The organism is Shouchella oshimensis (assembly GCF_002019765.1).
Taxonomy (GTDB): Bacteria; Bacillota; Bacilli; order Bacillales; family Bacillaceae_D; genus Shouchella; species Shouchella oshimensis.
This window is the reverse complement of the sequence record NZ_KV917380.1, coordinates 1030165-1043080: the sequence shown is the minus strand read 5'-3', so window position 1 is coordinate 1043080 and position 12916 is coordinate 1030165. Positions and strand designations below refer to the sequence as shown.

General features: G+C 39.5%; 8 protein-coding genes. 3 read left to right on the top strand and 5 right to left on the bottom strand.

Annotation, left to right across the window (positions count from 1 at the left end; all coding sequences use genetic code 11):
- Positions 1-104: 104 nt before the first annotated feature.
- The 3 genes from BK583_RS05100 to BK583_RS05090 all read left to right on the top strand — a co-directional run bounded on the left by BK583_RS05100 (position 105) and on the right by BK583_RS05090 (position 4177).
- Positions 105-1853 carry a LytS/YhcK type 5TM receptor domain-containing protein gene (locus tag BK583_RS05100; RefSeq protein ID WP_055736479.1) on the top strand — a complete coding sequence of 583 codons (1749 nt, stop codon included), beginning with the start codon at positions 105-107 and terminating at the stop codon, positions 1851-1853.
- The gene (locus BK583_RS05095) at positions 1853-2587 is read left to right on the top strand and encodes a LytR/AlgR family response regulator transcription factor (protein ID WP_055736480.1); all 735 of its coding nucleotides are present in this window, start codon (positions 1853-1855) and stop codon (positions 2585-2587) included. Before BK583_RS05100 ends, BK583_RS05095 begins: the two co-directional genes overlap by 1 nt.
- A gap of 138 nt (positions 2588-2725) precedes the next feature.
- A complete protein-coding gene (locus BK583_RS05090) occupies positions 2726-4177 on the top strand; it encodes a carbon starvation CstA family protein (RefSeq protein WP_055736481.1) in 1452 nt (483 codons plus the stop codon).
- Between the two features lie 33 nt (positions 4178-4210).
- Here BK583_RS05090 and BK583_RS05085 read toward each other — a convergent pair whose 3' ends face one another.
- The 5 genes from BK583_RS05085 to BK583_RS05060 form a co-directional block, all read right to left on the bottom strand.
- The gene (locus tag BK583_RS05085; protein WP_078440053.1) at positions 4211-5866 is read right to left on the bottom strand and encodes an alpha-keto acid decarboxylase family protein; all 1656 of its coding nucleotides are present in this window, start codon (positions 5864-5866) and stop codon (positions 4211-4213) included.
- A gap of 858 nt (positions 5867-6724) precedes the next feature.
- The gene (gene guaA / locus BK583_RS05075) at positions 6725-8272 is read right to left on the bottom strand and encodes a glutamine-hydrolyzing GMP synthase (RefSeq protein WP_055736484.1); all 1548 of its coding nucleotides are present in this window, start codon (positions 8270-8272) and stop codon (positions 6725-6727) included.
- Between the two features lie 205 nt (positions 8273-8477).
- The gene (locus tag BK583_RS05070; protein ID WP_055736485.1) at positions 8478-10658 is read right to left on the bottom strand and encodes a transglutaminase TgpA family protein; all 2181 of its coding nucleotides are present in this window, start codon (positions 10656-10658) and stop codon (positions 8478-8480) included.
- Positions 10648-11832 (bottom strand): DUF58 domain-containing protein, encoded by a 1185-nt coding sequence (locus BK583_RS05065; RefSeq protein ID WP_038482832.1) that lies wholly within the window; start codon positions 11830-11832, stop codon positions 10648-10650. The genes BK583_RS05070 and BK583_RS05065 overlap by 11 nt, the downstream gene beginning before the upstream one ends.
- Complete coding sequence (locus BK583_RS05060) at positions 11829-12797, bottom strand: AAA family ATPase (protein ID WP_038482835.1); 969 nt, start codon at positions 12795-12797, stop codon at positions 11829-11831. Before BK583_RS05060 ends, BK583_RS05065 begins: the two co-directional genes overlap by 4 nt.
- Between the last annotated feature and the right edge of the window lie 119 nt (positions 12798-12916).

The following is a 12916-nucleotide window of genomic DNA, read 5'->3' as shown; positions in this document are numbered from 1 at the left end:
GTTTTTTCACTGCTTTTACGTGATAACCACTTACATAGTTGACTACATTTTTCTTTATAGGCAACACTAAAATGATTTTTACCGAATAAATAGGAGTTAAATTAATGTTTGAATTACTTCTTCTTATGCTGGAGAGACTGGGCCTTATCGTTATGCTTGCTTTTATAGCAACGCGACTTCGCTTTTTTCGAAAGATGGCCTCTTCCATTGAGCTAACTATTAAACAAAAAACAACAGCTATTTTTTTCTTCGGCGTGTTTGGCATTATCGGCACCTATTCTGGCGTAACGTTTCAACCAGAATCTCTTGCCTTAGACCGTATCACTTTCGCCATTCCAGATGACGCAGCCATCGCTAATTTTCGTGTGATTGGCGTTATGCTCGCTGGTTTATTTGGAGGTATGAAGGTCGGTTTAGGTGCAGGCTTGATCGCTGGCATTCATCGAATGATGCTTGGAGGGTTTACAGCGGTAGCATGTGGCGTTGCTTCTATTTTAGCTGGTGTATTAGCTGCTTATTATCGCAAAAAAAATCCCCAAGTGATTTATCAGCCATTTCACATTATGATTCTTGGTGGTTTAGCAGAAGCCATGCAAATGGGACTAATTGCCCTTCTCGCTACACCAACAACAAGAGCCATTGAGCTCGTACAGCTTATTGGGATACCAATGATTATTGCAAATGGAATTGGCTGTGTGTTGTTCTTTCTTATTATTCAAAGTGTGTCAAAAGAAGAACAAAAGGCTGGGGCGCTGCAAGCACAGAAAAGTTTACGAATTGCTGAACAAACACTTTCTTATTTAAAGCATGGCCTTAGTGACCGATCTGCTTATAATGTGTGCGCTATTCTGTTTAAGGAATTAAATGCTTGTGCAGTCGCTATAACGGACCGTAACCTTATTTTGTCCCATATTGGTATAGGTGCCGATCACCACAAAGCAAATATGGTGATTCAAACACAGTTAACATCAGAAGTTATTAAGCAAAAAAGAATGATCATTGCTAGTGACGACGAAATTCATTGCAAAGAGCCTCACTGCCCGTTAGGCGCAGCGGTTATTGCACCGCTTATCATTCGAGATAACGTTGTTGGAACGTTAAAATTTTATTATCATTCCAAAAAAGACATTACATCCCTTGAGACTGAAATGCTTTCTGGCCTAACAAAATTGCTAAGCAGTCAGCTTGAATTAGCCGAAGCAGATCGAGCATACCAGCTGGCAAAAGATGCTGAGGTAAACGCACTTCAAGCGCAAATCAGCCCGCATTTTCTCTTTAATACACTCAATACGGTTATTTCACTTATTCGACTCGACCCTACAAAAGCGAGGACGATGCTACACGCTTTGTCGCAATTTTTACGTCATAACGTTTCTGCTACAACCGTGTCTTTACATTCATTAAAAGAAGAATTACAGCATATACAAGCTTATTTATCAATTGAAGAAGTTCGCTTTGAAGATCGTTTATCCGTTACGTATAACATTGAGGATGAACTACAAGCCGTCGCTATCCCCCCATTAACGCTGCAACCTTTAGTGGAAAACGCTGTCAAACATGGCTTTCGCAATAAGCGTTTCAACTGTGAACTTATGATTCACGTATTTCATCATGGTGAACAGGTTGGACTACGTGTACGTGATAATGGTGAAGGCTTCGACAAAACCATGTTAAACCTACAGGAACATGGACAAAAGACTGATTCAAGCACAGGAATTGGTATCTACAATAGTAACAAACGCTTGCAAATGATGTTCGGAGAATCCGCTTCCCTCCAATTCAGCACGGAAAAAGGAAAAGGGACCACAGTTGAATGTTATATTCCTAAATCAATTAGAAAGGAGAGGGGGTAATGACAATTGCAAAGATACGAACCATCATTGTTGATGATGAAAAGTATGGGCGTGAGGAACTCCATTATTTACTCCAAGTTTTTCCGAACATTGTTATTGTTGGGGAAGCTCAATCCGGTACAGAAGCAATTGCCAAGGTGATGGAATTACAGCCAGATCTGCTCTTTCTTGATATTGAGATGCCGGAAATGAACGGAAAAGAGGTTGCGTCCATCATTAAGCAGATGAAGCAACCACCTTATATTGTATTTGCCACAGCTTATCCTCAGTTCGCTGTTGATGCCTTTCAACTACAAGCAAAAGGCTATCTTGTTAAACCCATTGATGAGGTCCAGCTTGCTGAAACCATTTCACAAGTTGAAAATGCATTCGCTATAAAAAGCACACAGGAAAAAACAAACCCAGCAGCAAAGCTCGCTGTTGATAAAGAGGATACCATTCATTTTCTTGATCCTGAGTCCATTCTTTACGCATATCGAGACGAGAAAAATACAAAAGTCCAAACAAATGTCGCCGCATACGAAAGCAAGTTCACATTAAAAGAATTGGAGCACAGACTCGCTCCTTACGCTTTTTTCCGAGTTCACAGAAGCTATTTAGTGAACACCGCTTACATTTCAGAAATGAATGCATGGTTTAATGGCGCATATCAATTAACGTTAACAGGTGTTTCAGAACAAATACCAGTAAGTCGTAATTATGTTAAACCATTACGAAAAATGATTGAATTATAGAGCCGACACTTTGGCTCTATTTTTCTGCATGTTAAGCGCGGATTTTGACATGTCACGACAAAATCCGCCATCCTCGTGGGGAATCCCTTACAATACTATTATGAAAACGCATTCACTTAGGGTGAAGGGAGAACCTGTATGATTACTTTTTTACTAGCTTTAGTCCTTTTGTTTGTCGGTTATTTTACGTACGGCAAATTCGTAGAACGAGTTTTTCAACCTAAAGCAGATCGTCCAACTCCAGCTTATACACAAGCTGATGGCGTTGATTATTTGCCGATGGGTAAAAATAAAAATGCTTTAATCCAATTAATTAGTATTGCCGGTGTTGGACCTATCTTTGGCCCCATTATGGGAGCACTTTATGGGCCTGTAGCATTCATTTGGATTGTACTAGGCTGTATTTTCGCTGGTGCCGTTCACGATTACTTAACTGGTATGATTTCCATCCGAAACGGTGGTGCTCATTTACCTGAACTGGCAGGTCGCTTCTTAGGAAAAGCGATGAAGCATGTGGTAAACGCTTTCTCTATCTTACTATTACTACTAGTTGGTACCGTGTTCGTTGCATCACCAGCGGACTTACTTTACGATCTTGTAAATGGTTCAGTACCTGTTCTGATGTTTGTTATTCTGATTTTTATTTACTTCTTATTAGCAACGATCTTACCAATTAATAAAATTATCGGAAGTGTTTATCCATATATTGGTGCCTTGTTATTATTTAGTACAGTTGGTATTGGGATTGCCCTCGTTTGGCATCAAGCTCCCATCCCAGAGCTATCGTTTGAAAACACACACCCAGCTGGTACGGCTATTTTTCCACTCTTATTCTTAACCATTTCATGTGGAGCTTTATCCGGTTTTCACGCAACACAGTCACCAATTATTTCGCGGACAACCCAGAACGAGAGTCAGGGTCGCAGAATTTTTTACGGAATGATGATTGCAGAAGGCATGATTGCGATGATATGGGCTGCTGCTGCAATGAGCTTATTTGATAGTCCAATTACACTTAATGAGTTAATTAACACAATTGGTACAGGTGGTATTGTGTCTGAAATTTCAACAGCTATGTTAGGACCCATTGTCGGTACACTGGCTATATTAGGTGTTATTATTCTGCCAATTACTTCTGGCGATACGGCTTTCCGTAGTGCAAGAATGATTATCGCCGACTATATAAAAGTGCCGCAAAAGAAAATGATGAACCGAATTTGGATTGCCTTACCTTTATTCATCATGTCTATTTTCTTAACAACCGTTGACTTCACCATGCTTTGGCAATACTTTAACTGGGCAAATCAATCAACAGCTGTTATTGCACTCTGGATCGGCGCTATGTTCCTATATATTTCTCGTAGAAATTACTGGATTGCTATTTTTCCAGCATGGTTTATGAGCGTAACAGCAACAACATATATTATGAATGCACCAATTGGGTTAAACCTATCCATGCAAACATCTGTCATTATCGGCATCGTGTTCACTATCTTTTTAACGATCTTGTTCTTCAAGGCTGCAAGCAATCGCCGTGGGAATAATCATCCGTTAGAAGATGATGTATCGGATTGGAAGCAAAGCGCATAGTTCAAAAAAAAGAGGAATAAGGGTGATGTACCCTTACTCCTCTTTTTTAAATGCTCTTATTTGCTTTACATAGTCCGGTGCATCCATTGGATCATTGACGACAATCTCCACTACACATAAACAGTCATCCTTTTCAACTTGACGAAGACCATGTTGTAGTTCCGCTGTCGTTTTCGCTTTAACATGTTTAGCACCACCACCGAAGCCTTCAAGTAAAGAGCTGTAGTTCCATGTTGGAATATCGTTATAAACTTGTTCCTTTGTTTCTGTGTTTAAATACCTCTCAATCGTATAACCAGCATTATTTAACACGAAAATGATTGGTTTACAGTCATAGTAGAGCATAGAACTTATTTCTTGAACTGTAAGTTGCATTGACCCATCACCTGTAAATAACAACGTTCTACGATTAGGTTCTGCAATAGTAGCACCAAACGTAGCTGCCGTTGCAAATCCTATTGATTGCCACCCGCCTTGCTTTAAATAACTAACCCCTTTTTTCATTCGAGCTTGGGACATACCGTAGAAAAACGTTCCTGTCTCCACGATAACGATATCTTCTTCTTGGATAAAATCTTGCAAGATTGGATAATAATTAGACGCACGCAAAGCTTTGTCTTCTGTTTCCAACGCTGTAGCATAAGGAAAGGTTATCGGAGAAGCTGCAGTATCGATTGAGGTTTCTAGCTTCCCCATTTCTTTTAATACGTCAGAGGCTTTCACATTCTCATACGTAGCGTGTTCCACCCTTACATAGTGTGGTTGTATATCAATTAACTGCTCTTTCTTTAAAGAAGCTGTATAATTAGCTGTATTTGTATCCGCCCAAACAAGTCCAACACCGATGACGCAATCTGCATGTTCTACTCGATCCCTTACCTCATGGCTCCCAAAATCGCCTGCATACATACCAATGTACTGATCTGAGCTTTCATCCACTGAGCCTTTTCCATATACCATGCTCGCTACAGGAATACGAAGTGATTCTGTTACTTCCTGAATTAGCTTTTCCAATTCAAAACTTTTCACTTTCGTATCAACTAACAAAATAGGCTTTTTACTGTCACTTACTTTTTTTTCAATGTGGCGCATTGCTTGTGCAAACGTTTCTTTGTCTGTTTCAAAGGGTACAATGCCTTCCCCATCTTTCTCAGTAACTAATTCATTCACATAATCATCAGCCACCATTATGTAAACAGGCTTTTGATAATCTTTAGCCATTTGAATCGCTTTTGCCACTTCCGTTTTAGCATTGGAAGGCGTAACCACTGTACTATAAGCTGAAATTTCAGTAAACATCCGTTTGAATACATGAAAGTCACCATTCATTAACGTATGGTGCACGTGCAACCCTTTTTCTTGTTTGTCATAGTCAGGCGCTCCGACAATATGGATGATTGGAATGTTCTCGCAATTCGCACCTGCTATCGCATTTGCAGCACTTAATTCCCCAACACCAAACGTTGTGATAAGGGCTGAAATTCCATGCAGGCGTGCATATCCATCAGCTGCATACCCAGCATTTAATTCATTTCGGTTGTGAATAAATCGTAAGCCATCTGTTCTTTCAAGGGTATCGAGTAAAGCAAAGTTGTAATCACCTGGAACACCGAACACATCTCGAATACCTTCTTTATACAAAGATTCATACAAGTAGTCTCCAACAGTTTGTTGGTTAGCTTTATCCATGATTCGTCTCCCTCCAGTCATCTTACAGAACGTATACCCTAATCTCGCATTTGCACACATGTTATTCCATTCATAAAACAGTTCCTATGACCTAATAAAAAATAGTTATTTTCTCCTTTTTATAGAAGGAATTTAACAATTTATGCAGAATTATCTATATGCAAAACCATTTTTCGACGAAAATACTGCACGCTCTACTTCTTTAGACATACACATCTTCTCGTATTGCCCTGTTCCTCTACCTTCCTTGGTCTTGTATCCCTTACCCTTTAGTCTCTGTTTGTTTGTAATCAATAGGAAAGGAGGTGAGTGCTTATGTAAGAGCACATCCCCCCGCACTAAAATCGCAGTCTGTAGAATTATTTCTACCCTCCTCCAGCTTCACAAACGATGTATGGTGCCAGCCCTCTTCCAGCATTTTCTTACTCGTAATGGTCTCTTCCTCCATGACCAATTCGTAAACTTATTCGATACGTTTTATAAAAAAAGAGCTCTACTAACCACAATACAGCGGTTCTTAGAGCTCTTTTTCATATAATCATTCTGTATTTCCGTTTAACGAAATGATGACGGCTAGCATACATAAGCACATAAGTTTGAGCTTAGGGTAAGAACAAAAACCCTAAAGGCATGAAGATAGTGAAACGACATTAGGCACCTATGGGCATCCAAACAGTAACGTTGAAGTTGCTCATAGATTGAAAGATGTGACAGGGTACAGTTCTCCAACAGAGAATAAAAACACTTACTTAAAATCAATTCACTGTTAGCTTCTGTTTGAAAAACTACAATAAAAGTGTAGTAAAATAAGAAGAGCCAAAAACCCTTGATAGAAAAGGGTTTCTAGCTCTCCTGCGATTATTCCCACTCAATTGTGGATGGTGGCTTGCTCGTTACATCGTAGACGATGCGGTTGACGTGTGCAACTTCATTAACAATACGTGTTGAAATGATCTCTAATACATCCCATGGAATACGTGCCCAATCAGATGTCATCCCATCAATTGAAGTAACCGCACGAATGCCGACTGTGTAATCATACGTACGTGCATCACCCATTACGCCAACACTTCTCATGTTCGGTAGTGCAGTGAAATACTGCCAAATTTCGCGCTCAAGACCAGCTTTTTTAATCTCCTCACGAAGAATTGCATCACTTTCGCGAACAATCGTCAGCTTTTCATCTGTAATTTCACCAAGAACACGAATTCCTAAACCTGGTCCTGGGAACGGCTGACGCCAAACGATTTCGTCTGCAATGCCTAGCTCTGAACCTAGAGCACGCACTTCGTCTTTAAATAAAGCATTTAAAGGCTCAATTAACTCAAACTTCATATCTTCTGGTAATCCACCTACATTATGGTGTGATTTAATCGTTTGAGCTGTATCTGTGCCTGATTCAATAATATCTGTGTAAAGAGTTCCTTGTGCTAAGAAATCCATTTTCTTATCTTTAAGCTTAGCTGCTTCCTCATCAAAAACATAAATAAATTCATTTCCAATAATTTTACGTTTTTGCTCTGGATCCGTTACGCCTCTCAATTTCCCTAAGAAACGGTCTGCTGCATCGATTTTGACAACGTTCATGTTAAAGCCTTCACTAAAGGTTTCCATAACGCTTTCTGCTTCGCCTTTACGTAGCAAGCCGTGGTCAATAAACATACACGTTAATTGATCCCCAATTGCTTTATGAAGAAGCACTGCAACAACAGAAGAATCGACACCACCGCTTAATGCACAAAGCACATGACGGTCGCCTACTTGCTCACGAATCTTCTTAATTTCTTCTTCAATAAAATTCTCCATTGACCATTCGCCTTTTGCTTTACAAATTTCAAAAGCAAAATTCTTTAATAAGTCATTTCCAAATTCAGAGTGACGTACTTCTGGGTGAAACTGTACACCATAGAAGTGTCTTGATTCATCGCTCATTGCGGCTACTGGACAAGAAGGGTTCGATCCATCAACTGTGAATCCTTCTGGAGGCGCAATGATTTTATCACCATGACTCATCCAAACCGTTTGTTCAATTGGCAGACCTTTAAATAAATCCGATTGATTTTCCACTTTTAATATAGCTTTTCCATACTCACGATGAGATGCTTTTTCAACTTTTCCACCAAAGTGATGAGTCATAAGCTGAACACCATAACAAATACCTAAGATTGGAATACCTAACTCATAAATGGCAGGATCACAAGAAGGTGCTCCTTCTACGTATGCACTATTAGGTCCGCCAGAGAAAATAATTCCAATTGGATTCATAGCCTTAATTTCTTCGGCAGTAATTTTGTGTGAATGTAGCTCACTATAAACCCCTAAATCACGAATTCGTCGTGTAATGAGTTGATTGTACTGCCCTCCAAAATCAAGGACAACAATCGTTTCATGATTCGTCACTTGCATCTTATCCACCCTTTACCATATAATCTATCTTTTATTTAAAAAGTTAAGAAGCTTCCCATGCAAACAAAACGGCTACAAAAACAATGAATGATGCTCCATTGAATTGCAGCCCTAACGTTGCGCTAGCTTTCAAACTTTTTTTAGTATGTGCATTCTTTCATACAGTTCATTCAAATTTAATCATAACAAGCAAGTAAACAATCGGTCAAGAAGTGATTTGGTTCAGCATCTTTTTCCAATTTTCATCAAATTTCTTTTTATCAAATCGCTGTGCATTACGGCTATACATATAGCGTTCATACACCTCTACTAAACGAATCATGGTTTGGTCCTCTAACCCTAGCTCACTCTCTACGTTGTGAGCATATTCCTTCAACGTTTGATGGGGTTGTCTATTAATTCCGTATAAACGCAACACCCACATTAAGCGTTCAAATGACGTGGCGTAATCGTCCACCGTATTAGCCGTATGTTGTTTTGCCTTAATATAGCGTATCGCAAACGTTTTTCTAAAAAGAAACACGACAATTGCTACTATCAATACAAATGCTATACTACCAAAAACAAGGAAACCCGTTGGGCCACGCTCTGTTGTCGTTGCTATGTCTGCCACTTCATCTTCTTGAACGTCTTCTTCTGGTCTTTCCTCCTGCTGTTCTTCAGAGTCATTTTGATTTTCTGGGACTGGAATCTCTTCTGTTTCATCTACATTCGAATCCACTTGTTCTTGTTCAAATTCAAATCCAGAAAAACTGGGTGTTGGTTCAAATGAAACCCATCCAGCACTTGGAAAATATACTTCAACCCAAGAATGCGCATTGTTATTGGAAATTAAATATTCCTCGTACTCATCATTTACTTCAACTTGTTGTCCCTCAGTAAACCCTTTTACCCATCGAGTAGGTATATCGAGGGTACGAAGCATAACAGCCATTGCTGTTGAAAAATTATCACAATACCCTCTTTGGGTCTCAAATAAAAATTGATCAACATAATCTTGATTTCCATTCGGTACTGGTACATCTTCTGTTTCATAAGAGAATGATGGGCCACGTAAATAATTCTCAATCGCAATCACTTGATCATAAACGGTGTCTCTACCTTCAGTCAGTTCTTCAGCAAGCTCCCTCACTCTGTCAGGAAGGTCATCTGGTACTTCCGTGTAAAGTTCCCAATTAAGATCTGAGGTTTGATTATCCTCTCGTAAGCCACCGACTTGGAACGTCTGATCATAATACGTTACCTCATATTGATTTGGAGGGGCTTGTCCGTCTACTAACGTTGCTTGGTTGGAAATTGAATGAATAACAATCGGTTCTGTTTCACCTGTGTTCATCAGTTCAAGTTCGCTTGACACTAGCTCGCCAGGATAAAAAAGATGGTTAAACCGTTGCTCCCCTTCACCATAGAATCGTAGCTGCGCTTCTCTTTCTTCACGAATAACAGCCGTTCGCTCTCCCTCTTGTAATGGAGGTGTTTGTAGAGTTTCATTTGTATCGTTAAGAGAGAGTTCCCAACCTGAGCCTGTATACACATTCTTCGTTTCCCCTTTCCAATAAGAGCCTTCCTCTATCCTCGCATAAAAGACCGGGGTATCGTCGTCTACAAAACCTCCACCTAATCTACTATCATCTTCACTATAGCCGATGCGCTGAGTAGGTGGACCACCGCTTGAAAAACCGAGGATCGATTCAAGATACGGTACAGGATCAGACCATTGTGGCTCAGGTTTTGGCATCACAAAGCTAATCGCCGCAGCTGTTAGAATCAAAACGCTGCTCAATGCCATTACCTTACCCAATCGGGCAAAAGAAAAAGCCGTATTCCCTTCACCATTTTTCAATACTCTCAATGTCACAAATAGGATTAGCCCAACAACAAACATTCGCACAATCGATGCATTTCCGTCATAGTCAGTAAATGAGTCAATCGCACCTACATAAATTATACTTAGAATAAGAAACAGCAAGATTTTGCGCGCATGAATAATCCAGTAATGGAGCAAGTAGCTTAATATTGACAATAAGACAATAAATAGAAACGTTCTAAAAAGAGCAGATAATTCGACAACATTTCCTGAAAGAACGAGAATACTGTTTTCAAACAAGTGTCGTGCTAATAAAGTAAACCAAGAATCAGGCGAGCCTGGCTCAGGTGGAAACAACCAAAACAAGGCACCGATAATGATGACGACTCTAAGAAGAAGCGATACGATCATTGGTAAACGTACTAATGTAACAAGAAAAAAGAGGCCTGCAATGGTAATAAAAGCAGGAATATCGCTACCATTCGTTATATAAGGAACTGGGTATAGCCATTCTAGTAGCAAAATAAAACCGAGTGCATACAAAAAAACATCTCGTATTAAAAAGCTTTTAGGCCCCATAAAATTCACCCCTTTTGTGATCCTCAGAATGTTGATATTGGGGGATAAAGACATGCCCACCTGCCTTGCTCACCTCAGCAATTTCTTCTTGTGCTAAGGCTACTGAGGTAACGATAAATACGCGTCGTTGGTGAGAAACATGTTTTCTAATAAGGTCTATCGCCATTTTTGAAAAGCGGGGAGTCACGATAAAACAAATCCCTTGATCGTTTTTTAAAAGAGGGAGCGTTGTCTCATGGTCAGGAACTGGATGAATGAGGGCAAATAAGCGTAAGGAATGCCTCCAATCGTTGAACGTAACAACCGTACGAATCCATTCTTCATTGTACACAGACAACGTAGTATGAATATGATCTTGGATGAAAGCTGCATGAATGGATACAGCTTCTTTTATGCTTTCCTCATATTGAATAGGGTCCCTTAACGCGTCCATCTCTTGTGCCGCATGTACAATTTCTACGTGCTGGTCTTCCTCTGTTTCAAATTCTTTTGTTAACAGTCCATTCACGCCTGCGGACCGCTTCCAATCAATTTTACTTAAACGATCTCCAGAAACATATGGTCGAATACTCGAGAGAACATCATCTTGTAAACCTTTATGGAAATGATCAGCTTTACTCGCATAGGCAAATAACGCTCTTTTATTAGTAATGGCGTAAAAAGTAGGAGATATGACAACTTCTCTATCGGAATGCAACGTTCGTTTAATCGTTATTAATCCAAATAGATCGCTGGCATGCACAATCGCTTCGTTAAAATGATAAACCCCTCTTTGTAAAGCCTTTGCTTCATAAGAGAGTACGAATTGTCTATCGAACGAAAAAGAAAACAGTTGATGGTTTCTTTCCGATATAAATGTTTCAGGTGTGGTGTCAGACAAATGGTAATAAATAAATGGCATCCAGGCAGGCTTTTCTATTATCACTTCAATAGTTAAAGCTTCTCCAACTTCACTATTGTTTTTTGAAACCGTTCGTTTAAGTTTTAGTCCGACAATGGATAAGAATGGTATGATGCTCGAAAAAAGAAAAACGACAACAAGTCCGTAAAATAAAAACCAACTTACAAATCCACCTTGAAACATTGCAAAGCTAAACGACAATAAGAAAATGGCCATTGCAAGAATCCATCTAAAAAGAAAACGGCTCGTTTTGTTTAACGAGGATGTCTTCATTTTACTTTTTCCTTCTTACTAGCTAATGGGACACGAATATGAGCGATGACATCTTCCAGCACTGCTTCTACCTTTTTCTCTTTTAGTAGTGATTCATTGGTTAAACGTAAACGATGTCCAAGTACGGATAGAGCAATATCCTTTATATCATCAGGGCTTACATAATCTCGGCCATTAATAAGGGCATTGGCTTGACTTGCTTTCATAAGCGCAATGGTTGCTCTTGGACTAGCACCTAGCTCAATGTCTCGATTCATTCTCGTAGCATGAATAAGATTAACGATATACGTTTTAACACTTTCATGAATAAAAATATCACGAGCAACCTGTTGCAGCTCAATAACTTGATCTAAATTAATCACATTGGTTATAGCGTCAATCGGATGCTCTCTTTCAACTCGATTAAGCAACTCCAATTCTTCTTCCACAGTGGGATACCCAAGTTGAATTTTGACTAAAAATCGATCAAGCTGTGCCTCCGGTAAAGGAAAGGTTCCTGCATACTCAATTGGGTTTTGTGTTGCAAGTACGAAAAAAGGAGCATGGATATGCATCGTTTCACCATCAACTGTTACATTTCCCTCTTCCAATGCTTCGAGCAAAGCTGATTGTGTTTTAGGTGAAGTTCGATTTATTTCATCGGCAAGTACGACATTCGCCATAATAGGTCCAGGTTTAAATTCAAATAATTGAGTCTTTTGATTGTAAATGGCAGCACCTGTTACGTCGGAAGGTAATAAATCTGGTGTAAATTGAATTCTTTTAAATTCTCCACCGATTGTTTTTGCCATTGCTCGTACAAATACAGTCTTTCCTACACCTGGTACGTCTTCCAGCAGCACGTGACCACCTGCAAGTAAGGCAACTAGTGAAAGTTTAATTTCTTTACGCTTACCAATAATGACTTTTTCAACGTTATCAATAATGGTGTCTATAGTGTTAATATACGAATGGAAAGTGGTCATGAATCCTGTAGTCCCCCTAATACTGCGCTTTTTCATATTGTACCATCTTCATCTTATAGAATAATAGTAGCAGCCTTTCAACAGATTGATTGGATGCTAAAAAGAATGTCATCCAGTAG